Origin of the sequence: Shimia sp. R9_3 (genome assembly GCF_017743755.1) — a bacterium.
Classification (GTDB): Bacteria; Pseudomonadota; Alphaproteobacteria; order Rhodobacterales; family Rhodobacteraceae; genus Shimia.
Genome location: NZ_JAGHRP010000007.1, coordinates 146,072 through 168,514, shown reverse-complemented (window position 1 = coordinate 168,514; position 22,443 = coordinate 146,072). Strand labels below are relative to the sequence as shown.

Sequence of the window (22,443 nt, the reverse complement as noted above, 5' to 3'; positions counted from 1 at the left end):
CGTTTATCCTTCTTGCGGGGGCCAATTGGCAGGCACGCGGGCGGAGCCGCGCACGATCAGCGGGGCCGTTATGGAGACCTGGCGGGGGACTGCGTTGGCGGGATCTTCGATGTGGGCGAGCAGAGCGTCCACGGTTTCTGCCACCATCAGATTGGCGCGCTGGCGCATGGTGGTGAGGTCATAGGCCCGCCAGGCAGCGGGGGGCACATCGTCAAAGCCGACCACAGAGACATCCTCGGGGATCTTGAGATCAAGCCCGTAGCGCAGCTCGTCCATCACCGCGAAAGCCATGTGATCATTGGCGACAAACACCGCGTCGGGGCGCTTGTCTGCGGGTACGTTGAACATGGCGTGGGCGGTTGCGCGGGTGTGGTCGGTGTCAAACTCGCCGCAGCCGCGGGCAAAGAGGCTCTGGCCCAGTTCTTCCAGACCGGCGCGGAATCCCGCCTCGCGGTCGCGCTGTGTGGAGGCGCCTTCCCAACCGGCGATATAGGCGATTTTCTGGTGGCCGCCAGCAACGAGAAACTGCGCAAGCTCGCGCCCGCCAGCGAAGTTGTCTGAGGTCACGGAGCTCACGCCTTGGGTTTTCTCAAAGCGGTTGAAATGCACCACAGGCACATTGGCCTGAATGCATTTCTGCGACAGTTTGGAGGACATGGCGACGGAGGCAGTGACGATGCCATCCACCTGATAATCAAGGATTTCCTGAACCACATCGTCAATCGGGCCTGCGGTTTGCGAGGCCATGAAAACCAGCACGTGATAGCCTTTTTCCTGCAGCGCGTTGGAGAGGATTTCCAGCGTCTCCGGGTAAAAGTAATTGTCGAGATAGGCGACCACGAGGCCAATGATGCGGCTTTTGCCGGAGACCATGGCGCGGGCGAGCACATTGGGGCGGTAGCCCAGCTCTTCTGCCGCCTTGCGCACTTTGTCCACGGTTTTCTGGCTCACCGAAGCGCCGGGGGTGAAGACCCGGCTGACCGCGGATTGGCTCACACCGGCGCGTTCGGCCACTTGCAGGGAGGTGACTTTCTCCGCCATCAGTCTGCCGTCCAGCCGCCGTCGATCAGCATGGAGGTGCCGGTGACCAAGGCGGAGGCCTCTGTGGCGAGATAGAGGACAGCGCCCATGATGTCCTCCACTTCGCCGATGCGCCCAAGTTTTATTTTCTCTTTGATCCAGGCGGCGCGCTCCGGGTTGTCAAAGGTCGATTGCGTGAGTGGTGTGCGGATAAAGGTTGGGCAGACGGTGTTGATGCGGATCTTGGACTGGCCCCATTCGATGGCCATGGCTTTGACCATGCCCTCAAGCCCGTGTTTGGAGGCGCAGTAAACCGCGCGGTCGATGCCGCCCACATGGCCCATTTGGCTTGAGATATGAATGATCGAGCCGGGCTTGCCTGCCGCGACCATGGCCTTTGCGGCGTAGGCTGAGAGGAAATAGGCCGACCGCAGATTCAGCCCCATAACGGCGTCGTAGTCTTCCGGTGTGGTCTCCATGGCGGGGCCGTGGCGCGCGAGACCTGCGGAGTTCACCACCACATCAAAGGCGCGGTCCGTCATCACGGGGGCAAGCGCCTGAAGATCGTTTTGATCCAGCGACAGCGCTTCGGCGCTGTGGCCCGCTTCGGTGAGCGCGGTGACGGTGTCGTTGAGCTTGTCCACACCACGCGCGGCGCAGACCACATGCGCGCCCGCCTCAGCCAGCGCCACGGCGCAGCCCTGACCGATGCCGGAGGAGGCTCCGGTGACAAGCGCGGTCTTGCCAGCAAGGGAAAAGGACGGGGTGCGGGGCAGTTGGGTCATCAGGTCATTCCATCAGGCAGTGTCAGACGCGCAAGGCTGCGCGCTTTGTTGAATTCCCGCAAGCGGGCAAAGACATCAACACCCAACTGCCGGTAGATGTCGAGCAGATCGACGAGCACCCAGTTTTCGCGGATCTTGTCGCCTTCCACGCGCCAGAAATCGAGGCTACGCAGGCTGATCTTTTTGCCGGAAGGGGCAATCCCCATCCAGCCATCCGCGCTGAGGCCCTGCATCATATTGGGCCAGCCGGTGACGGCTGCATAAGCCCCGTCCCCAAAGAAATGATGGGTGATCTCATCCTCATGCTGGCCGCGATCCGGCATGGCCTTGAGGAAAGGGATCTGGTGCCAGTTGCGAAAGCCGGAAATGCCGCGGGCGGTGCCGACGCCTGCCGGACCATACCAGCTCATGCGGGCATGCCAGAAGCGGTCGAGCGCCATCACGCGCGGGTCAGGGTCTTTGGGGTGTTTCACCAAAGCTTCCAGCATGTCGAGGATCAGCTGGCAGCTTTGCGCGCTTTGCTCAGCCTCATACGGCCCCTGCACAATGCCATCACAAGTGGCGGGGCCGGGCACACGCCATTCGCGCCCCAGTGAAGGCGCCATGGGCCAGGCGCGGGCCTGCATCATCACCTCAGGGATGTCCCAGATCGCCTGTATCTCCACCACTTTGCCGTCTTCAAAACGGAAAAACTCGTGATAGCGCATGGCGATCTGGTGGCCGTTGGGCGGGATGTCGAGCCACGGGGCGACAAACACGCCGGTGTAGTGACCGCCACAGCCGACCCAATCCTGCCCAAAGGCATCTGCGCCCGCCATGACAATAAAGTCGCGCCGCTCAAGATCGGGCACTGCGGCAAAGAGCGGCGCATAGGCGCATTCATAAAGCGCCTCTGGTCCGGTCAGATCACCAAATGGATGGCAAAGGTGGACTTCCACATCCGGCGCACAGAGCTGCGCCAAGGCATTCTGCACTGCGGCCGCGTCAAAATCATACGCCGCCTCACGAAACGCCGTGATCGCTGCCTTATGCCGGGTGTGTCTGTCCATTTTCCTCTTGCTCAAAATATCCCGGGGAGTCTGAGGGGCTGGCCCCTCAGTCCCAAAACCGCCTCACTCGGCGGCGTCACGGTAAGGCGCGCCGGTGCCATAAGGCACGTTGATGCCGCCATAGCGGCGCACCCGCACGTTGCATTGCTCTGCGTGGCCCACAAAGCCTTCAAGCATACAAAGACGCGAGCCATATTCGCCGATCAGCGTGGCGGCCTCATCTGTGGTGACTTTCTGATAGCTGTGCGTTTTCAGATATTTACCCACCCAAAGACCACCGGTATAGCGGCCCGCCTTTTTGGTGGGCAGCGTGTGGTTGGTGCCAATCACCTTGTCCCCGTTGGAGACATTGGTGCGTGCACCGAGGAACAACGCGCCGTAGCAGGTCATGTTCTCAAGGAACCAATCGTCGCGGTCGGTCATCACCTGAACATGCTCAGAGGCGATGTCATCGGCCACCTCAAGCATTTCCTCATAGGTGTCACAGACAATCACCTCGCCGTATTCATCCCAGCTCACGCGGGCGGTGTCGGCGGTGGGCAGGATCTGCAAGATACGCTCGATCTCCACCAGGGTCTCTTCGGCCAGCTTCTTGCTGTTGGTGAGCAGCACACAGGGGCTGTTGTAACCGTGTTCCGCCTGACCCAGCAGGTCGGTGGCGCAAAGTTCGGCGTCTGCTGCAGTTTCATCTGCGATCACCATGGTCTCGGTTGGTCCGGCAAAGAGGTCGATGCCAACGCGGCCAAAGAGCTGGCGCTTGGCTTCGGCGACAAAGGCGTTGCCGGGGCCAACCAGCATGTGCACCGGATCAATGGTTTCCGTGCCAATCGCCATGGCACCAATCGCCTGAATGCCGCCCATCACATAGATTTCATGTGCGCCGCCCAGATGCATGGCGGCAATCACGGCGGCGTTGGGCTTGCCCTGAAATGGCGGGGTGCAGGCGATGATGCGCGGCACGCCAGCCACAGAGGCGGTGGCCACGGACATATGCGCCGATGCCACCATCGGGAATTTGCCGCCGGGCACATAACAACCCACGGATTGCACCGGGATGTTTTTGTGGCCGAGGATCACGCCGGGCATGGTTTCCACTTCGATGTCCAGCATCGAGTCCCGCTGAGCCTGAGCAAAGTTGCGTACTTGTTCTTGGGCAAATTTGATGTCGGCCAGCTCGCGCTCGGTCAGGGAGGCGATCAGCGCGTCGATTTCTTCTTGGCTGAGACGGAAAGAGGCCGGGGAATAATTGTCAAATTTCTCAGACAGCTCCCGCACGGCAGCATCGCCACGGGTCTCGATGTCTTTGAGCGTGGCTTCGACCACGGCGCGGGTTTTTGCATCGTCTTCGGCGCGTTCCGCTTGGTCTTTGCCGCGTTTCAGATACTCGATGGTCATCTCAGTGTCTCCCGCCCCGCAGGATCGGCGGGGCCTCATTCATAGAGTGGGGTCCCGGACTTGCGCCCGGGACATGGTTTAGTGTGCGTCTGGACGGGGCGCTTCTTTCTCGCCGCGGTCATAGGCTTCCCAGCCTTCGCCGTTGAAGATGTCGACACCCAGCTGGGCGGCCACATGGGCGAAATCCACGTTCACCCAGTTGTCGACAATCTTGCCGTCCACCACTTTCCAGAAATCCATGTAGCGGATTTCGACGCGCTTGCCGGTGGGGGCAATGCCGAGGAATTCACCGGAGTGGGTCGCTTCCTGACGGCCAAAGGCCGCGGCCCATTCGCCCATATAAAGGCGGGCTTCATCGATGCAGGTTTTGTCAGAAAACGCCGCCTGAAACGGGCGTTGCCAGTTGTCCTGAAATTCTTTGAGGCCGGTCTTGGTGCCGCAGCCTTGGTTGCCCATCCAGCGGAAGCCCTGGGTGAAGAATTCGCCGATGTCGTCGATGCGGTGGTCGTTGAGACCATCCACCATGGTTTCGATCACGCGGCGGGTGTCTTCGGTTTTGCTCATATCCGTGTCACGGGTCAGAACGGCTTGTTCGGGGCGGGAGCCTTTCATGGGGCGTCTCCTTTAAACATATGGGAAGGGGAGGATAGGGGGCGGTGCGCCCCCAGAGAGAGGAAATCCCGTGGCATCCTGTTGAGAGCAGGGTGGCGCGCCATGGCGCTGTGGCGGGCGGTGGCGCTCATCCTTTCACGGCCCCTGCGGTCAGGCCCGAAACGATCTGGCGCTGGAAGAACATCACCAGCACAAAGAGCGGTGCGGTGGCGGAGACCACGGAGGCAACCGCAAACATCACGTTGCCCTCTTCCTGTGTGGAGCCAAGGAAGCCGTAGATCGCAGGCACCATGGTGCGGTTCTCTTCGCTGAGCAGCATCGAGGTGACCGAGAAGTCATTGTAGGCCAGCAGGAAGGAGAACAGGCCGGTTGTGATCACGCCGGGCCACATCACCGGGATGATCACATGGCGGAAGGCTTGGAACTGGTTGCAGCCGTCGACCTTGGCGCTTTCATCCAAATCCTTTGGGATGTTCAGGAAGAAGGAATGCAGCATCCAGAGCGTGAAGGGCTGGTTGATGGCCACAAGCACGATGATCGCGGTGGGGATATGGCCCCAGAGGTTCCATTCAAAGAACGGCAGCAGGTAGCCTGAGACCAGCGTGATGTGGGGCATGGCGCGAAACACCAGTGCGATCATCAAAAGCCAGAAGGAATAGTTGTGGCCTGAGCGTGCCAGCGCATAGCCGCCCAAAGTGCCAAAGGTCAGCGAGATCACAACGGTGAAAAACACAATGATGAAAGTGTTGATCGCCGCGCGCCAGAATTCTTCCTGCACCCAAGCGCCTTCATAGCCTTTGCCAGTGAAGGTGCCGCCGGTTTCAATCAGCGTGCGGGTGCCGGTGAGGGCCTGGGTCCAGTCCGCCTTGGAGAAGAAATCGCCCTGCACTTTGAAGGAGCCCCAGAGGGTCCAGAGGAAGGGGAAGGAGGCGACAATCACCCAGAGCAGCACAAAGGCTGAGGAGATCACAATCAGGCTGCGGGAGGAGCGGTTTGCAATGGTGGAGGACATCAGACAGCCTTTCCTTTGAAGTCGCGCCATGTGCGCACCAAGACGGGGGCAAGCAGGATTGTGACCCCGATCACGGTCAGCACCGAAGTGGCGGCGGCGGAGTTGAAGCGGGTGATGTCGCTGCGCATGTCCGCAAAGATGATGTAGGAGAGCGACGGTGCATTGGCTTGGGCTGAGAAGCCCACCACCGGTTCAAATACCCTGAAATTGTCCATCAGCTGCATCAGCGAGATAAACACCGCCAGCGGCATCAGATGGGGGATCACCACATAGCGGATCTGTTGCCATTTGGTGGCCCCGTCGATCATGGCGGCCTCAAGGGAGTCGCTGTTCACGGTCTGAAGCCCTGCGTAGAAGACCACAAAGGCAAAGGGCGCGCCGCTCCAGATGCCGTAGACAATGAGGGTGATCCATGTGAGTGGCGGGGAGGCTTTCAGCGAGAGTTCCGGATCATCAAAGATCCATTGCAGGGATTTGCCAATCACCCCTTGGGCGTCGATCATCCAGAACAGGATCAGCGAGCCGATCAGCGGCGTGATGATCATCGGCAGCAGGGAAACAAAGATTGTCGGGCCTTTGAGCGCAGGCGTGAGGCGGTTCACCCCCAGCGCGATCAGCAGGCCCAGCACGATCACCATCGGCGTGACCACAAAAGTGTAGGTCAGGGTGAACGCAAGGGCTTTGTAAAATGGCAGGTTATAGAGCTCGGCGAAGAAGTCTCCGAGGCTTTCGCGATTGGCCCAGGCTTCGGCGATTTCCGCCGAAGCGAGGTGGCCGCGGTCAAAATAGGTGGCAAGGCCCGCAAAGCGCCCGAGCGGTTGCTCTGCGCGCAATTTGGCGGTGGCCTCGGTATCCACAGAGCTTTCCTGCGTACAGCCGAAGGGGCCGCAGTTTTCGGTCACAACAAGGACCTGCTCATGTTCGATGTGCATGGACTGGACAACCACTGACACCAGCGGCAGCGCAATGAAGAGGATCATCGCCGCAAGGCTGGGCAGAATGAACCAGAGGAAGGTTTTATGGCGCATGTCAGATCGTCCCGTTCACGAAGGGCTAGGGGCGGCAGAACCGGAGGGGAGGGGGCCGGTTCTGCCAAGGGATGGCTTCTTACTGAAGGAAGCCTTTTTCTTTGGCTGCAGAGACATAGGCTGCCTCAACATCGGCCAGAGCCTGCTCAGCAGATTCAGAGCCTTGCAGGAACTCGGAGAGTTCCGCGCCAAGTGCGGAGTGCATCAGACCCATGAAAGGGATCATCGGATAAGGCTTGGTGCCACCGGTGGCGGTTGCCAGAACACCGGCAGAGGCCGCAGAGGGCTGATAGCCTTCGACAAGCCAGACGGCTGCGTCGTTGTTGGCTTTCACATTCTCTTGGCTGATGCCGTTGAGCATGGCGACAAAGCTGGCTTCGGCGTCCTCGTCACTCACATTTGCAGCGATGGCAAAGCCGTCCCACCACAGGGAAGAGGCAGGTGTGCTGCCGCCGCCAACGGTCGGGGAGGAAACCAGCACGGTGTTGCTGACGATCTCGTCCGTGGAGCCTTCTGCATCAAGAATACCGGTGCCGCGTGAGCCCCAGAGGTGCGCAATCGCCAGATCGCCCGCTTCCCAGGAGGCCTGAACTGCGTTGGAGTCAAAGGTCAGGAAATCCGGGTTGGACTGCTCGGTCAGCGACTTGAGCATGTTGAGCGCGGCCACGCCGGTTTCGTTGTTCACATTCGGCTCTGCGGTGCCGGGTTTGAAGAACTCGCCGCCAAAGCCGAGGTACATGTTCACAAACTCTTCGCCGAGGTTCCAGCCGGTCTGGCTGGTGGTGGCGAAGGGGTGCTCCATCAGGCCTGCGGCTTTGATGGCTTCGCTTGCGGCCACAACATCCTCATAGGTGGTGGGCACCTCGACACCGGCTTTCTCAAGGATGTCGGTGCGCACAAACAGGTGCTGGGCATTCGCCATGAAGGCCACCGCCATCACTTTGCCATCCACGGTGATCAGCTGGTTTTTGGAGATGTTCTGGCCGTGTTTGGCAATCAGATCATCCAGCGGACGGATCAGGCCTTCGCCGATCAGCGGCACAATCGCGGCATTGGTGGTGACCACGGTGGAATATTGCGCCGGATTTGCGGTCAGCGCGGCGATTTGCAGATCGCGGTAATCTTTGTTGAGGTTGCTCTCAACGGTCACGCCGTCACCAGCGCATTGCTTGGCGCCTTCGGCAACCGCCTGAATGGCGGCAAAGTCATTGCCCAGAATGCTGACGTTGCCGGAGGTCACGCCGCAGCCCGCATAAGCGGTGGTTCCCATGAACGCGGCCGCTGCGCCGAGCATTGAAAGTTTCATCATAGACATTTGTGTCTCCCTGTTTTGGTCAATTGGGGCGCTTTCACCCCGGTTGGCCTTGGCCGCTTATGCGAAGGCAGAACGCTGGGTTAAGATCCCAGTCTTGCGCCATCTTCTGCGTTGAAGAGGTGGCAGATTTCAGTCGGGATGCTGAGGGAGACCAGATCGCCGATTTCGGCGCGGTAGGTCTTGTCAGCTTTCACGGAAACCAGTGCATCCCCGACACGCACGGAGATCATCGTGGCGTCGCCAAGAAGCTCCAGCGTGTAGATGGGGGCGGTGATCTGGCCCTTGCCTTCGGCAACAGCGGCATCCTCTGCGCGGAAGCCAAGGGTCAGCGGGCCATCAGGGGCATCAATGCCGGAAATTTCCACATTTTGCGCGCGGAACACGCCGCCGGCGACCTCGCCATCCATCAGGTTCATGGCCGGAGAGCCGATGAAGCTGGCCACAAAGGTGTTGGCGGGGCGGTCGTAGATTTCGGTCGGGGAGCCAACTTGCTGCACCACGCCTTTTTTCATCACCACAACGCGGTCGGCCAGTGTCATCGCTTCGATCTGGTCGTGGGTCACATAGATGGTGGTGGCCTGAAGGTCATGGCTCAGGTTTTTGATCTGGGCGCGGGTGGAGACCCGCAGTTTCGCATCCAGGTTGGAGAGCGGCTCATCCATCAGGAAGACTTTGGGCTTGCGCACAATGGCGCGGGCGAGGGCCACGCGCTGACGCTGGCCGCCGGAGAGCTCCGCCGGTTTGCGGTGCAAAAACTCGCCCAGTTCCACACGCTCTGCGGCCTGCATGACGCGCTCATGGTGGGTGGCCGGATCAATGCCGCGCACCTTCAGCGGAAAGCGGATGTTCTCGTAGACGTTCATGTTTGGATAAAGCGCGTAGCTTTGGAACACCATGGCCACGTCGCGGTCTTTGGGCTCGAGCTCGTTCACCACAGTGTCGTCGATGCGGATTTCCCCCTCGGTGACATCCTCAAGCCCGGCGATCATGCGCATGGTGGTGGTTTTGCCGCAGCCGGAGGGCCCGAGCAGCACAAGGAACTCTTTGTCGGCGATGGTGAGGTCGAAGTTGTGAACACCCACAAAAGTGCCCCAGCGCTTGCCCACATTGCGAAGCTGAATTTCGGCCATTTTGGTCCCCCGAGCAGCATCCGGTTGATCCGGGTGCGTTTTGCATACGTTTGCAAAATGGTAGTAACGCCGCGTCGGTTTTGGCAAGACATTTTTGCATACGTATGCAAAAATACTTGAAACGACTCCGGAGGCCGCGTTGTTAAGTGCGCGGCAAATACATGTTTAATATGGGAAAATCACATGGGTGATGTTCAAGACGCCAAGCACATTATTCGGGCATTTTATGCCGATCTGGACGCTGCGCCGGCGGAAGGCGCGGCGGAGGTGATGGCCAAATACTGTGATTCTGAGTTGTTGTGGCGCGGATTTCATCCCTTTGACGAGATCCGTGGCGCGCGCGCCGTGGGGGACAAATTCTGGACCCCGCTGCGTCAGAGCCTGACACGGATGCAGCGCCGGATGGACATCTTTTTTGCCGCGCAGAACCGGTTTGACGATCAGGGCGGTGTTTGGGTGAGCTCGATGGGGCATCTGATGGGGCTGTTTGATCAGCCGTGGTTGGGCATTGCTCCCACCGGCAAGATGGCTTTTCTGCGCTATTGCGCCTTTCATCGGGTGTTGGATGGCGAGATTGTCGAGACCGCGATGTATTTCGACATTCCGCATTTGATGGTGCAGGCGGGTTTGCAGCCTTTCCCGGAGCAGACCGCCGCGCAGCTGGTGCAGCCCGGCCCGCTGACCCACGACGGCTTACTTTTTGAGGCGCAGCCAGAGGCAGAAGGCGCAAAAACACTGGCGGCGATTGAGGCGATGATTGGCGATTTGGGGCAATGGGATAATCCGCTGCCGCTGGAAGAAGAGCTGGCGCTGACGTGGCATGACGACATGATCTGGTGGGGGCCAACGGGGATTGGCGCGACCTACACCATTGAACGCTATGCCAAGCAGCATTCCGGCCCGTTCCGCGCCGGCTTCACTGAGCGTTCCAAGACCAATCACATCTGCCGTATGGCGGAAGGGCATTATGGTGGCTTCTTTGGATGGCCCAATTTTACCGCCGTGCCCAGTGGCGGGTTTATGGGCATGCCAGCAACCGGCAAGGCGGGGGAGTTTCGGGTGATCGACATCTATCGCCGCGAGGGCGACAAGCTCGCGGAGAACTGGATTTTCATCGACCTGCTGCATTTCTGGAAACAGCAGGGCGTGGATATTCTAGCGCGGACCACAGGCATTTCAGGTGCGGGAGCGACCCATGCGGATTGATGCACATCACCACCTTTGGGATCTGAAGGCGGTCAGCTATCCGTGGCTGATGGCCAAAGGCGTGGCGCGGTTTTTTGGCGATCCGGCCCCGATCCAGCGGGACTACCTGATCGCGGAGTTTCGCGAAGATGCGGCGGCGCAGGGCTTTGCTGGCTCGGTGCATATTCAGGTGGGGGCCGAGGATGGTCTGGCAGAGGCGCGCTGGGTGCAGACCGTGGCGGAGGAGACGCCGGATTGGCCGATGGCGCAGGTTGTCTTCTGCGATCTGACCGCGCCGGATCTGGACGCGCAGCTGGATGCGTTTGAGGCGCTGCGGACCGTGCGCGGAGTGCGCCAGATTGTCGGACGCGCGCCCGGCGAGGATGCGGTGACCGGCACCAATGCGCTGCTCGATGATCCGGCGTTTTTGCGGGGATTGCAGATGGCCGGTGCGCGCGGGCTGTCCTTTGATTTGCAGCTGATCCCCGAGCTGATGGAAAAGGCCGCGCGGGTGCTGGCGCAGGCCCCTGAGACGCAGGTGGCGCTGTGCCATGCAGGCAGCCCGCATGATCGCAGTGCAGCCGGTTTGGCGCAATGGGCCAAGCAAATGAAGGCGCTTTCCGCGCTGCCTCAGGTGACGTGCAAGCTTTCGGGGTTGGGCATGTTTGATCACGACTGGATGGTAGACGGCATCCGCCCGATCGTGGCGGAATGCCTTGCGCAGTTTGGGGCATCGCGGGTGATGTTTGGGTCGAACTTTCCGGTCGATAGCCTCTCGTCAGACTACGAGACGCTTGTTGGCGCCATGCGCGAGTTGGTGCCTGAGGCGGACCATGAAGAGGTCTTTGGCGGCACGGCGGCGCGGTTTTACGGGATGGGGGCGTGATCGGGTTGGGTCACTCCTCAAACAGGGGCGCGTAGCGGGTGCCCGCAAAGGCGTCCTTGAGTTCGGCGAAGTTTTTGACAACCTCGGACTTGGGGCGCTTGTTCTGTTTGGACATTTTGGAGTGAAACGGCGCTGGCGGGACATCGAGAAAGGCACAAAGGCGCTGCATCTCGGCCTCTTTCTGGGCCACCAGATCTTCGTAGGTCATCTGCAAAAGACGTGAGGGCGGGAAAGCCTCGGCAATTCGCGTCTCCCAGCTTTCCAGCCATTCAAAACGGTCCCGGACCCAATCCACAGGCAGCTCCAGAGTGCGGTCGCCATAAGACCCGCCGACCCATTCGCCGCTTTCATAAGCCAGGCGCGTTGAAATGAGGACGGCGAGTTTGTCTTTGCGTCTGAGGTGGATGAGCCGAATATCTTCTGCCGCGCGCAGATAAGGCAGCACGCCGCTGGTGTCGCTGATCCCGAACTTCTCGCCATAGTCGCTCTCCAAGTGGCGGTAGAGCAGTTTGACGCCAACGATGTCTTCGTTGGACATGCGCGACAGGCGGCGCTCGAGATAGGATTGCGCACCCGCGCCGGTGATCCGGCGGCGGACCGCTGCGCTTTGCAATTGGTATTCGCCGATGATTTCCCCGTGCTGCCGGGTTTTGGGGATGCTTTTGATCAGGGAGACCAGCAGGTTGGAGCCTGACCGTCCGGCAGAGAGGATGGCGTATTTTTTGACCGGTGGCAGGAAGAGATCGGAGATCCGTCCGGTTGAGGCGTGCAGGCAATCTTTGATCAACGCGGCGTTGGCAGGTTTCATGGCGTCTGGAACCGCAATTTGGAAAAATTTCAAATTCAAAAAGTCTGTGCAGACGGACAAAAATCGCGTCCGGCGCAGGGGTGAGTTCAGCACAGGTTGCCCCCTGTCGCAAATGAATTTGGCTGTCGGGCCGCGCTCTGGGGACGGGTGTTGCAACTTTGGAAGGTTCTGCCCGCAAAACCGGCGCCGCTGCTGGCAGAGAAAGCCCCTGAGGGGCTTTCTCGTTGGTGAGAGAGGTCTCTCCGGAGGTCAGGCGCGCCTTAGACGATGTGCTGCGCCATCATCACGAGGCCGACGAGGCTGATCGCCCAGACGATGGTCCGAAGATAGGGCACGCCGGTGAGGTAGAGGACCACATGGGCCACGCGCGCGAGCAGGAAGATGGTTGCCCCGAGCACCGCGCCTTCGACGTTGAGTGTCAGCAGGGCCAGCGGCAAGAAGAGGATCATGGCCTCGCCCACGTTGACCAAAGCGCGCTCTGCGCGGCCCACCAGAACGGTGGTTGCGGGCATTTCATCACGGGCGTTGAAGGAGGCGGGGTTGCCGCGGTAGCGGAAGGTGACCGGCAGCAGGGTTTGCACAAAATAGAGGATCAGTGCGGCCAAAATCAGTGTGGTCATTGGGGTGGTCCTTTGTTGGAGGAGGTTGTGGCCCTGAGGCCAAAGAAAGCGAGAAAGGCAGGCTGTTACTGGGAGGTGGCGGCTTGAACGGCGTTCAAAATCACCTCGGCAACGGCCTCCGGCTGGGCGAGCATGGCCACATGGCTGGAGGGCACAGTTGTGACGTCGGCACCGATTTTCTGCGCGAAGTAGCCTTGGATCTGGGCCGGAATGATCCGGTCATTTTCCGCAATCACATAGCTGGAGGGCTTGAGGGTCCATGCCGCCACAGAGAGCGCATCCTGATTGGTGTCATATTTGAGGGGGGCTTGGGTCACCGCCATCACAGCGGTCTCTGAGGCTGGCAGGTCAGAGGCAAAGAACTCGGAGATGCCGGTGGCGGTCAGGCGCAGATATCCGGCACCATCCGGGTAGATTTCTGACTGCCACGGCGCGGCGGGCTGATCTTTGGTAAGATCAGACAGTGATTGCCCCGCCTCCATGGCAAAGCCTGCGATATAGACGAGGTGTTCGACTTTTTCATGGGCGCCGGCCTCTGTGATGACGCTGCCGCCATAGGAATGCCCAACCAGAACCACCGGGCCGTCCTGCAGCTCGACCAGACGGGTGACCGTTGCGGCGTCTTCTTGCAGGTCGGCCAGCGCAAGTTGCGCGGCGCTGACCGAAACTCCGGCGTCTTGCAGGATCGGGATGACCCTGTGCCAGGCAGATCCGTCGGAAAATGCGCCGTGAACAAGCACGACGGAGGCGTTTTCTGCGGCGGCGGAGACCGGCAAAGACAGGGCGATTGCGGCGACGACGCTGCGGAACTTGCTGAGAGCAATAGACATTTTGGATGACCTCACGACAGGGTTAGCATTGCCAAGAGAGGTATGGGGTCAGAAGGGATTTGCCGATGACGGAAACGCCGGAAGTGTTAGCAGAAACTCCAATGTTTGAGACGGACGCCTTCTCTGAGGTGCTCGACATTGTGCATGTGCGAGGGGAAAGCGCCCGTGTGATCACGCCGGAGACGCCATTGGCCTTTGCGGTGCCGCCGGGCAAGCCGTGTGTGTACATTCTCCAGCAGGGGGCATTGGACATCACCCCGGCGGGCGGGGCGACGGTGACCTTGCAGGAAAAGCAGATCGCGTTGATGCTGCAAGGCACGGCGCATGATGTTGTGTTTCGTGACCCAGCTCTGAAGGCGCGGCAGGCCACGCTGATTGATCCGGAGAGCGGGGACCGGCTGCGCCCGGCAATCCATTGCTTTTGCGGCAGCTTTACGGTGGATGGGGATCTGGCCGAGCGCGTGTTGCAGTCATTGCCGCAGGTGATCGTGCTGGACGGGCTGGCGGAAGACCCTATCGAGTGGCTTGATGAAATGTGCGGCTTGGTGCTGCGCGAGTTGGGCGCGACGCAGCCGGGGGCAAGCCCGATGGTGTCCCGGCTTCTGGATTTGCTGCTGGTGGTTATTCTCAGACGCTGGGCGCAATCTGATGACAGCTTGCCCGGGTGGCTGGCGGCGGCGAAAGATGAGCGGATCGCGCGGGCGATTGCGGCGATCCACTCCAACAGCGGCGGCAGTCTGAGCAATGCGGAGCTGGCGGATATTGCCGGGATGTCGGTGTCCAACTTTGCGGATCGGTTCAAACAGGTGATGGGGCAGGGGCCGGGGGCCTATCTGAGGGGTTGGCGGCTGGATCAGGCCGCTGAGGCGCTGTTGCATTCCAGCGCCTCGATTGAGGCGATTGCCGATCGGGTGGGCTATGCCTCAAAAGAGGCGTTCAGCCGCGCGTTTCAGGCGAAGTTCGGGCAGTCTCCCTCGGCCTGGCGCGGTGCGCGGCACGCTTGACCTGCGACCAGACAAGGAAAAGCTCCCGAAGGTGTTTCGGGAGCTTTTGGTCTTGTCGCCAATGCGCTGTGAGGCTGAGGTAAGTCTGAGAGGCGCATCACGAGTTGAGGGTGAGCAGGCCCCCGATTGAGGGCCTGATCTGTCTTAGATGAGCACCACTTCCTCGAAGTTGCGGATGTCGAGATCCAGCGTGGTGAAGCTGAAGGTGTCTGTGAGGATGCTGCCGTCGTTGATGCTGCCCGCTGCGGGCGCATTGAGGGCAACCAGAGCGAGGTAGGCGTCGACTTCGGCCTGAACCGCAACCGCATCGGCGCCGTCCAGCTCGATTTCGAGGCGGTCGATCCCGCTTTCCCCATCGAGGAAGTCCCGTTCACCCGCATCGCTAGCCTCTGACCAGATGAACTCGTCGGCACCAGCGCCGCCAAGGATCACATCTGCGCCGTCGTTGGGGCTGAGGAACCGGTCATCACCCGCACCGCCGGAGACATAGTCCGAGCCCTGCAGGCCGCGGATGAAGTCATCGCCGTCGCCGCCAAAGAGTGTGTCGGCACCGGCCTGACCGGCGAGAGCATCATTGCCGATGCCGCCCAAGGCGAGATCGGCCTGACCGTCGGCGTTGATGGTGTCGTCGCCTTCGCCGCCGAGCAGGGTGTCAAAGCCAGCGGTGCCCCGCAGGTTGTCGTCGCCCCGGCCGCCTTCGATGAAGTCGTCGCCGCCGCGCCCTTCGATGGTGTCTTCGCCGCGTGTGCCAAGGATGTTTTCATCCAGACCCGTGCCGGTGAAGCTGACCCCGTTTGCACCCAGAGGCTCGACCAGCACGATGGTGCTTGGGTCCGCCGGGTCCAGTGTTGGGACGTCGCCGACCTGCACTTCGACCGTGCGGACAAAGCCGACACCGTTGGTGACGGTGTAGTTGAAGGAGTCATAGCCGGTGAAGTTCGCGCCAGCCGTGTAGGTCACGGTGCCGTCCGCTTCGAGCACCACGGTGCCGTAGCCGCCGTTGTTGACCTGAGCGACCTCAAGCATGCCTTCGCTGAGCTCGATGTCATTGGCGAGCACGTCGATGTTGACCGAACCGCCCGCACCCGGTGCGGCCACCTGATCGCTGGTGCCGCCTGGTACAAGCTCTTCCACGGCCACGGTCATATCATCAAACTGCAGGAATTCGATGTTGCGCAGGCGGTCGACGCCATCCACCGAGGTGATGATCAGCTCACCGGTGAAGATGTCGACGATTTGAATGTCAGCATCGGCAAAGTTGCCGCCAAACACCGCGGTGTCGACCTCGCCGTCGCCGTTGAGATCATCATTGCCAGCGCCGCCGATCAGGATGTCATTCTCGGATCCGCCGTTGAGATCATCCTCGCCTTCGCCACCTTCCAGAAGATCGTCATAGCTGCCGCCTTCGAGGGTGTCGTTGCCGCCGTTGCCCATCAGGGTGTCTTCGCCAGAGAAGCCGATGATGCTGTCATCGGTTTCACAGCCCACCAGCAGGTCAAAGCCGCCCACCGGTGAGTTTTCATCCGCCTGGCTGGTGCCTTCGATCAGACCGCAGCGCAGGATGCCAGCATCCAGCGTGAGGTTGGACTCGCCTTCGGCCAGGGTGACCACCTGTGTCATCGCGAAATCAGCGCTCATTGGCACCGCATCGGAATCGCGCGCATCATCGCCGCCCTGATTGGCCGCTGTGAAGGCAAAGCCCTCAGGCAGCATGAAGCCGACCTTGTAGTCGCCTGCAGCGAGACCGGTGAAGAGGTAGTTGCCGTTCTCATCGGTCATCTGCTCAGCAAGCAACATGCCGGAGGCGGTCAAGAGCTGCACAGTAACGCCCTGCACACCCTGTTCGCGGCCGTTAAAGAACGGATCGAATTCCTCGTCGTTGAGAATGCCGTCGCCAAACAGATCCAGCCAGACGGTGTCGCCAAGCTCTGCGGTCATCGGGTCCGTGTCACGCACACCGGCGTCGTTGTCGCCTGTGTCTTCGCCGGACACAACGGTGATGTTTTCAATGACGGACATCGTTGTGTCGCCGATGGCGTCGCTGTCAGAGGTGTCATCCGCGCCAACATTGGGGTTCACCAGCTCTTTGCCAACTAGCACGGCATCCGGGTCTTCGAATTTGACGCCATAGGTGCCGGGCTCCAGATCAGAGAACTGATAGTTGCCATCCGCATCGGTCAGGGTGGTGATGGCATTGCCGCCAGCGTCCAGCACCGGATCGCCATTCACGTCCAGCAAGGTGACAAGCACACCCTGGATGCCAGGCTCGTCGCCGTTGTTGTTGTCGAGGTCATCTCTGTCTACGTCGCAGAAATAGCGCCCGGAGAGGGAACCGGGATCTTCTTTCACGCAGACGCCGAGGTCGATGTCGGTCTCGCTGTCCGCGGTGACAGAGACCACGCCGGACATGCCGTTTTCATCCACGTCGGAATCGATGCTGTCATCTGCGCCAGCGTCCTGAATGGTGAATTCTGTGCCATCCGGGGCAACGCCCATGATCTTGTAGTCGCCCACAGGGACGTCATCGAAACGGTAGTTGCCATCCGCATCGGTCTGGGTGGTCGCAACCACATTGCCGTCCAGATCCAGAAGCTTGATGGTCACGCCCGCTTTGGTGGGCTCAGACACCACTTCGGTCTGATCCTGACCTTCCAGAACGATGTTGTCGATGCGGACAAATTCGTAGTCATCGCCATAGGCGCGGAGCCTGACGTCCTGACCGGATTCAATCGCAACATCTTTGATCACATAGGTGGAGAAGCCACCATCGTTGGAGCCCCAGCCATCGGTGTCTGCATCCAGACGGATGGCTTCGACGATCTGACCGCCGACCTTAAGCTTGATGACGCTCTGGCCGTCTTTTTCATCCTGCACACGGATTTTTACGTCATAGACGCCGGTTTTGCCGTCAAAGGTGGTGCAAAGTTCGCCGTAGCCGCCTGCGCAGTAGAGCTTGACCAGTTCGCCACCGGAGGCCTGAGAACCTTCGACGGTTTTGAAGCCGTAGCTGGCCATGTCTTCGGCTTCGATGGTGTAGTCGCAGCCGGGGATGATGGTGACTTCGCCGTTGATGCCGTCGCAGTCCACATCGCAGAATACAGTGCCGGAGATCGTGCCGGTTTCGACCTTTTCGCCTGCGCTGAGGCATTTGTAGTCGACCCAGTTGCTTCTGACATTGCAGGTTTTGACAACGGTCAGCTCGGTGCCTTCTGGCGGCACTTCACCGTAGAAGCTGAAATAGTCGTCGCCTGCGCCGGGGGCGTTGTGATCTTCGATCTCGATTTCGATCATGTAGTAGGTCTGGCCATCAGAGCCTTTCAGCACGTGATAGCTTTCCGCATACATCTGACCGCCAACTTTTTCACCGTCGACATAGGCCTGCTGACCGGAGCGGTCGTTGGCATGCTCATTGCGGCAGTTGTCGCCGGAGAGGAAGTAATCGTTGTCTTTGGTTGAGAGACAGACTGAGGCGCTGTCCGGCATGGTGAATTTATCGCCACAGCCGATGCTGGAGCCGTTGCCGCCCTGATCCAGAAGATCGGATTCCTTGAGAGCGGTCCATTCATATTCGCGGTAATAGTATGACACTGTTAATTCCCCCTAATTACTCGCAACAAACGCGTATTTTTCGCCAAATAAGCGGGAGAGCAGCGGAGCGGGGATTCAGAGCGGAATTGCGCCGAATGTTAAACAAATAGGTCCACTTTGATGGGCCGAACATCAAAGAGGCAAAAGTATAAATTTTATGCAGGCAAAAAATGGTCCTGCGGTTTGGAATTGTTAAATTCCCCCGATATTCCGCCTGTTTGATTACCCTTCCCACAGACACATCACAAATAAGATACGGAGATTTCAGTGGCGTCAATAAGTATTAATAATCTGTAAAAAAAACATTTAAAATTAGGGGTTTGTGAATTTCCAGTCAGGGTTTTGATACCTACCCAAAAGAGTAGTGCGCGGGGTGGGGCGATTGGCCGTGAAATTCGCCATTATTTCGCGCGGTTTTTATTGACGTCGCCTGCGTTGGGGGCTGATATAGAGAAAACACATTATTGTCTCTATTTGGACCAAATCTATTGAATAACAACGATCTAGAGGCTGCGGCTGGCGGTCTGATACGCTGCCATATTGATGGTCATGTGCATATTCATTCCGCGTTTTCCCTAAAAAAGGCGCTCGATAATGCGCGGTCGACTATGGGGTTAATGAGAAACAGTCATTCTGACGTCGGTTTTTTGTTTCTCACAGAGATATCAGGCGTGAATTTTTATGATTCTCTCCCCGAAAAGGCGGGAGAATGGGAAATCACACAAACCCAAGAAGAGATGACCAAGCTGGCGCGCACGCCGGATGGGAGCTGCATCTATATTGTCGCCGGGCGGCAGGTTGTGACGCAGGAGGGGCTTGAGGTTTTGCTGCATGGGACCTCTGCGGCACCGCCTGACGGGGCGCCCTTGGCAGAGGTAATCAGCGCGGCGGTCGGGCAGGGGCTGCTGGTGGTGTTGCCCTGGGGCTTTGGCAAGTGGCAGGGCACGCGGGGCGAGGTGGTGCGGTCGCTGATTTCGCAAGCGCCGACCGATACGGGGGTCTTTGTCGCGGACAGTGGCGTGCGGATGCGTGGTGCGCAGCGGCCAGCCTTGCTGGCAGAAGCCGAAGCTCATGGCTGGCGCGTTTTGGCGGGGTCAGACCCGCTGCCGTTGCCCAATCAGGAGCGGGCCGTTGGGCGCTACGGGTTTGTAGCGGACTGTGCGATAGATCCGGAACGTCCGTTTGGCAGCATGGCAGATTGGTTGCGACAGGTTGAGCGCTCCCCGGCGTGTTTTGGGGCGCTGACGACCCCGGCGGCCTTTATCGCGGCGCAGGTCCGGATGCAGTTGCGAAAGCGGTTTGGCTGAGCCGTGCCTGCCACCTTGGGGCATATCGGTGCGCAGGTGCTGCTCACCCGGATTGGACTGCCGCAGGCGGACACAAAATGGATTTTGGCAGGATGTGTGATCCCGGATCTGCCGTGGATTTTGCAGCGGGTGGTGCGCGTCGTTGGCGATGTGCCTGCGATTGAGCTGCGGCTCTATGTGGTGGCGCAAAGCAGTCTGCTGATGAGCCTGGTACTCTGCGCCTGTTTGGCGCTGTTCAGCCGGAGAGCTGTGAGCGTTTTCAATGTGTTGGCCATTGGAGCGCTGCTGCATTTTGCCTTGGACGCGCTGCAGACAAAATGGGCCAACGGCGTGTTGCTTTTTGCGCCTTTGCATTGGGTGCCGTTGAATTTCGGGCTGTTCTGGCCGGAGGATTGGCCCACCTATGCGCTTTATGGGCTGAGCCTTGGTGTGGCGCTCTGGATGGTTTTCAGAGATGCGCCCAATGGTGAGGATTTGCTGCGCCCGAGGGGTGTGCGTGCGCGGGCTGCGGTTGTGCTATTGGCTGTCTATCTCTGTGCGCCCCTCGCGATGGAGAAAGGGGCTTTCGCGGCCAACGTGCATTCCACCAAAGTGTTGGCGGAATATGACCAGCGTGCGGGGCGGGAGATTGGCATTGATCGCAACCGGATCGTGGTTGAGAACGGTGCGCCGCATCTGCGTGTGTGGACCGGCGAGCGCCTTGCGCTGTCAAACACAACGCTGGGCGCAGGCGCTCTAGTCTCTGTCAAAGGGGTGTTTGAGACGCCCTCAACGCTGCGGGTTGAGGACGTCCATGTGCATGCGTCAGGCGTCCGCGATATCGCTTCTTATGTCAGCCTGCTGGCGATCGCCCTGTGGTGGGGTCTCTGTACCGCGCGGGCGCGCGGTGCGTTCTGAGGCCGCCTCTTCCGCGGCGGTGGGGCGGCCCCTCAGGACCTGATCGATCTCGTAGCTGCGCAGTCTTCGGCTTGAGGAGAAGATGATGATTTCCCCGACAAGGCCGAGGGCAACGATCTGAATGCCAAGCACCAGCATCAGAACCGCAAACACCAGAGCCGGGCGATCCGCGAGGGCTGCGCCAAAGAACAGGCGCTCAATCACCAGATAGGTGGTCAGCAAGGCGCCAACCAAGATCAGGGGCACGCCCACCGAGCCAAAGAACCGCAGGGGGCGGCGCAGGTATTTCAGGCCCACAAACAGGGTCATCAGATCCACCAGCGCGCCGACATGGGCGTGGGGTTTGAATTTGTAGATGTCCTGTTCGTTGAGGTTCTGCATCACCGCTACATCAACCTCTTTGACCTTGTAGCCTTCAGAGGCGGCGATCAGGGGCAGGAAGTGTTGGCGGACGCCCAGTTCAGAGACCTTCTGGAACACATCACGCCGACCGGCGCGGGCGCGGCAGAACACATCGCTGAAGCTTTGTTGAAAGAGGGCGCGCAGCAGGCCGTGGGTGGCCCATGAGCGGAATTTCTGGATGCCGTTGCGATCCACCTTGTCGCGTTTGCCCACCACCATATCGGCATCGGCAAGCCCATCGAGCAGCGCATTGATGGAGCCCGGCTCAATCTCGCGCCACGATGGCAGCGTGAGGACGATATCGCCCACCGCCTGGCCAATGCCGTGTTTGATGGCCGAGTCTTCGCCGGCCCAAGGGCGCTGGCCGATGGATTTGAGGTTGGGCCAGCTGTCTTGTAGCGCGCTGAGCGCCTGGGTGATGCCCGACGAGGATTGCTCATAGACCACCACCAGTTCGTAAGGCTCGGGGCGGGCATCAAGCACCGGGCGAAAATCAGACAGAAGCTCTTTCAGCCCTTTGCCATCCCCATCGGCGGTGACAATTACCGTGAGAAGTTCGCTTGCCGCTTTTGCGTCATGGGTATTTTGACTGTGAATCATTTTATTCTCCATTCGGCAGCGCGGTCACGGAATGGCCGCCGAGCCAATACAATTTGTCGGGCCCAATCTGGCGGTGCACCAAGGCACAGACCACGCCGACCAAAAACAAGAAAAGGGACAGAGAGCCGCAGAGCATGGCCACGGATGTAAAGACCATGACGCTGCCGGTTTCAGCAGCTCCGGGGCCAAAGACGATGGGCCAAGCAAAGAGGCAGGTCAAAAATGCAAAAGTGACGGACAACCCGGTGAAGCGCCGCATGGGTTTGCGCGAAAACATCAGCAGGGTTTTGATCGCAATCAGATCAAGCAGCACTTTGAAAATGCGTGACAGGCCATATTTGGACTCGCCAAATTGGCGGGCATGGTGACGCACGCCCACTTCGGCAATGCGCGCGCCCACGGGCAATGTCATCGCCGGAATAAAGCGGTGCATATCGGAATAGAGCGGCACCCGCTTGATGGTGTTGGCGCGATAGACCTTGAGGGAGCAGCCGTTGTCTTTTACCGGCAGGCCAGTGACCTTGCCGATCAGACGGTTGGCAATCATCGAGGGCAACTTACGTGACAGCCATTTGTCCTGACGGTTGATGCGCCAGCCGATGACCATGTCATAGCCTTCGTCAATCTTGGCCAGCATCATCGGAATGTCTGCGGGATCGTTCTGCAGATCACCATCCATGGTGACCAGAACCTCGCCGCGCGCATATTCGATGCCCGCCATCATCGCTGCGGTCTGTCCGTAGTTTTTGCGGAACTTCAGCACCACGACACGCGGGTCTTCTGCGGAAAGCTCCGAGAGTTTTTCAAAGCTGCTGTCGGTGGATCCGTCGTCAACAAAGATGAGTTCAAAAGACAGTTTGGATTCATCAAAAACGGTGGCGACTTTCTGGTAGAGCAGTCCCACACTTTCTTCCTCGTTCAAAATTGGAACGATGACAGAGTATTTAACGGTCAAAGTATGACTCCTGAC

The 22,443-nt window shown here is 59.7% G+C and carries 20 protein-coding genes; 5 read left to right on the top strand and 15 right to left on the bottom strand.

Features of this window, described 5'->3' with window-relative positions:
• Positions 1-3 precede the first annotated feature (3 nt).
• From J7412_RS17340 to ugpC, 9 genes are all read right to left on the bottom strand, one after another.
• Entirely contained in the window at positions 4-1,044 is a 1,041-nt protein-coding gene (locus tag J7412_RS17340; protein WP_209079891.1) for a LacI family DNA-binding transcriptional regulator, read from the bottom strand.
• A complete protein-coding gene (locus J7412_RS17335) occupies positions 1,041-1,805 on the bottom strand; it encodes an SDR family oxidoreductase (RefSeq protein ID WP_209079772.1) in 765 nt (254 codons plus the stop codon). Before J7412_RS17335 ends, J7412_RS17340 begins: the two co-directional genes overlap by 4 nt.
• Positions 1,805-2,854, bottom strand: a complete 1,050-nt coding sequence (locus tag J7412_RS17330; RefSeq protein ID WP_209079771.1) for an ester cyclase — start codon at positions 2,852-2,854, stop codon at positions 1,805-1,807. Before J7412_RS17330 ends, J7412_RS17335 begins: the two co-directional genes overlap by 1 nt.
• A gap of 63 nt (positions 2,855-2,917) precedes the next feature.
• The gene (gene hisD, locus J7412_RS17325) at positions 2,918-4,249 is read right to left on the bottom strand and encodes a histidinol dehydrogenase (protein ID WP_209070292.1); all 1,332 of its coding nucleotides are present in this window, start codon (positions 4,247-4,249) and stop codon (positions 2,918-2,920) included.
• A 78-nt stretch (positions 4,250-4,327) separates the two neighbouring features.
• Positions 4,328-4,861 carry an ester cyclase gene (locus J7412_RS17320; RefSeq protein WP_209079770.1) on the bottom strand — a complete coding sequence of 178 codons (534 nt, stop codon included), beginning with the start codon at positions 4,859-4,861 and terminating at the stop codon, positions 4,328-4,330.
• A 127-nt stretch (positions 4,862-4,988) separates the two neighbouring features.
• The gene (locus tag J7412_RS17315) at positions 4,989-5,873 is read right to left on the bottom strand and encodes a carbohydrate ABC transporter permease (RefSeq protein WP_058239334.1); all 885 of its coding nucleotides are present in this window, start codon (positions 5,871-5,873) and stop codon (positions 4,989-4,991) included.
• Positions 5,873-6,901, bottom strand: a complete 1,029-nt coding sequence (locus J7412_RS17310; RefSeq protein WP_209065497.1) for a sugar ABC transporter permease — start codon at positions 6,899-6,901, stop codon at positions 5,873-5,875. The genes J7412_RS17315 and J7412_RS17310 overlap by 1 nt, the downstream gene beginning before the upstream one ends.
• Positions 6,902-6,980: 79 nt before the next feature.
• Positions 6,981-8,216 carry an extracellular solute-binding protein gene (locus J7412_RS17305; RefSeq protein ID WP_209079769.1) on the bottom strand — a complete coding sequence of 412 codons (1,236 nt, stop codon included), beginning with the start codon at positions 8,214-8,216 and terminating at the stop codon, positions 6,981-6,983.
• An 80-nt stretch (positions 8,217-8,296) separates the two neighbouring features.
• Positions 8,297-9,346 (bottom strand): sn-glycerol-3-phosphate ABC transporter ATP-binding protein UgpC, encoded by a 1,050-nt coding sequence (ugpC, locus tag J7412_RS17300; RefSeq protein ID WP_209079768.1) that lies wholly within the window; start codon positions 9,344-9,346, stop codon positions 8,297-8,299.
• Between the two features lie 183 nt (positions 9,347-9,529).
• On the opposite strand from ugpC, the gene J7412_RS17295 reads away from it, so the two are divergent.
• Together J7412_RS17295 and J7412_RS17290 are read left to right on the top strand one after the other, a co-directional pair.
• The gene (locus J7412_RS17295; RefSeq protein ID WP_209079767.1) at positions 9,530-10,552 is read left to right on the top strand and encodes an ester cyclase; all 1,023 of its coding nucleotides are present in this window, start codon (positions 9,530-9,532) and stop codon (positions 10,550-10,552) included.
• Positions 10,542-11,417 (top strand): amidohydrolase family protein, encoded by an 876-nt coding sequence (locus J7412_RS17290; RefSeq protein ID WP_209079766.1) that lies wholly within the window; start codon positions 10,542-10,544, stop codon positions 11,415-11,417. Before J7412_RS17295 ends, J7412_RS17290 begins: the two co-directional genes overlap by 11 nt.
• A gap of 10 nt (positions 11,418-11,427) precedes the next feature.
• Here the strand turns inward: J7412_RS17290 and J7412_RS17285 are convergent, their stop codons facing one another.
• The 3 genes from J7412_RS17285 to J7412_RS17275 form a co-directional block, all read right to left on the bottom strand.
• Entirely contained in the window at positions 11,428-12,225 is a 798-nt protein-coding gene (locus J7412_RS17285; protein WP_209079765.1) for a sulfotransferase, read from the bottom strand.
• A gap of 260 nt (positions 12,226-12,485) precedes the next feature.
• A complete protein-coding gene (locus J7412_RS17280) occupies positions 12,486-12,845 on the bottom strand; it encodes an MAPEG family protein (RefSeq protein ID WP_209079764.1) in 360 nt (119 codons plus the stop codon).
• 65 nt (positions 12,846-12,910) lie between these two features.
• Positions 12,911-13,675 (bottom strand): alpha/beta hydrolase, encoded by a 765-nt coding sequence (locus J7412_RS17275; protein WP_209079763.1) that lies wholly within the window; start codon positions 13,673-13,675, stop codon positions 12,911-12,913.
• Between the two features lie 101 nt (positions 13,676-13,776).
• Here J7412_RS17275 and J7412_RS17270 point away from each other — a divergent pair, with 101 nt between their 5' ends.
• Positions 13,777-14,679, top strand: coding sequence for an AraC family transcriptional regulator (locus J7412_RS17270; protein WP_209079762.1), 903 nt, complete (start codon positions 13,777-13,779; stop codon positions 14,677-14,679).
• Positions 14,680-14,823: 144 nt separating this feature from the next.
• Here J7412_RS17270 and J7412_RS17265 read toward each other — a convergent pair whose 3' ends face one another.
• On the bottom strand, positions 14,824-18,267 hold the full coding sequence (locus tag J7412_RS17265) for an SdrD B-like domain-containing protein (protein ID WP_209079761.1): 3,444 nt from the start codon (positions 18,265-18,267) through the stop codon (positions 14,824-14,826).
• A gap of 671 nt (positions 18,268-18,938) precedes the next feature.
• Between J7412_RS17265 and J7412_RS17260 the strand changes: the two genes are divergently transcribed.
• Positions 18,939-19,574 carry a hypothetical protein gene (locus J7412_RS17260; RefSeq protein ID WP_209079760.1) on the top strand — a complete coding sequence of 212 codons (636 nt, stop codon included), beginning with the start codon at positions 18,939-18,941 and terminating at the stop codon, positions 19,572-19,574.
• A 3-nt stretch (positions 19,575-19,577) separates the two neighbouring features.
• Positions 19,578-20,471: a hypothetical protein gene (locus J7412_RS17255; protein ID WP_209079759.1), complete on the top strand. Its 894-nt coding sequence runs from the start codon at positions 19,578-19,580 to the stop codon at positions 20,469-20,471.
• Here the strand turns inward: J7412_RS17255 and J7412_RS17250 are convergent.
• The gene (locus tag J7412_RS17250) at positions 20,379-21,473 is read right to left on the bottom strand and encodes a glycosyltransferase (RefSeq protein WP_209079758.1); all 1,095 of its coding nucleotides are present in this window, start codon (positions 21,471-21,473) and stop codon (positions 20,379-20,381) included. The genes J7412_RS17255 and J7412_RS17250 overlap by 93 nt on opposite strands.
• Before the next feature lies 1 nt (position 21,474).
• A complete protein-coding gene (locus tag J7412_RS17245) occupies positions 21,475-22,428 on the bottom strand; it encodes a glycosyltransferase family 2 protein (protein ID WP_247738901.1) in 954 nt (317 codons plus the stop codon).
• Between the last annotated feature and the right edge of the window lie 15 nt (positions 22,429-22,443).

Excerpts from the sequence above, each read along its gene's own strand:
- J7412_RS17315 (WP_058239334.1), bottom strand. The coding sequence starts at position 5,873 with ATGTCCTCCACCATTGCAAACCGCTCCTCCCGCAGCCTGATTGTGATC.
- J7412_RS17250 (WP_209079758.1), bottom strand. The coding sequence starts at position 21,473 with ATGATTCACAGTCAAAATACCCATGACGCAAAAGCGGCAAGCGAACTT.
- J7412_RS17270 (WP_209079762.1), top strand. The coding sequence starts at position 13,777 with ATGTTTGAGACGGACGCCTTCTCTGAGGTGCTCGACATTGTGCATGTG.
- J7412_RS17295 (WP_209079767.1), top strand. The coding sequence starts at position 9,530 with ATGGGTGATGTTCAAGACGCCAAGCACATTATTCGGGCATTTTATGCC.
- ugpC (WP_209079768.1), bottom strand. The coding sequence starts at position 9,346 with ATGGCCGAAATTCAGCTTCGCAATGTGGGCAAGCGCTGGGGCACTTTT.
- J7412_RS17285 (WP_209079765.1), bottom strand. The coding sequence starts at position 12,225 with ATGAAACCTGCCAACGCCGCGTTGATCAAAGATTGCCTGCACGCCTCA.
- J7412_RS17335 (WP_209079772.1), bottom strand. The coding sequence starts at position 1,805 with ATGACCCAACTGCCCCGCACCCCGTCCTTTTCCCTTGCTGGCAAGACC.
- J7412_RS17305 (WP_209079769.1), bottom strand. The coding sequence starts at position 8,216 with ATGTCTATGATGAAACTTTCAATGCTCGGCGCAGCGGCCGCGTTCATG.
- J7412_RS17290 (WP_209079766.1), top strand. The coding sequence starts at position 10,542 with ATGCGGATTGATGCACATCACCACCTTTGGGATCTGAAGGCGGTCAGC.
- J7412_RS17310 (WP_209065497.1), bottom strand. The coding sequence starts at position 6,901 with ATGCGCCATAAAACCTTCCTCTGGTTCATTCTGCCCAGCCTTGCGGCG.
- J7412_RS17330 (WP_209079771.1), bottom strand. The coding sequence starts at position 2,854 with ATGGACAGACACACCCGGCATAAGGCAGCGATCACGGCGTTTCGTGAG.
- J7412_RS17280 (WP_209079764.1), bottom strand. The coding sequence starts at position 12,845 with ATGACCACACTGATTTTGGCCGCACTGATCCTCTATTTTGTGCAAACC.
- hisD (WP_209070292.1), bottom strand. The coding sequence starts at position 4,249 with ATGACCATCGAGTATCTGAAACGCGGCAAAGACCAAGCGGAACGCGCC.
- J7412_RS17275 (WP_209079763.1), bottom strand. The coding sequence starts at position 13,675 with ATGTCTATTGCTCTCAGCAAGTTCCGCAGCGTCGTCGCCGCAATCGCC.
- J7412_RS17320 (WP_209079770.1), bottom strand. The coding sequence starts at position 4,861 with ATGAAAGGCTCCCGCCCCGAACAAGCCGTTCTGACCCGTGACACGGAT.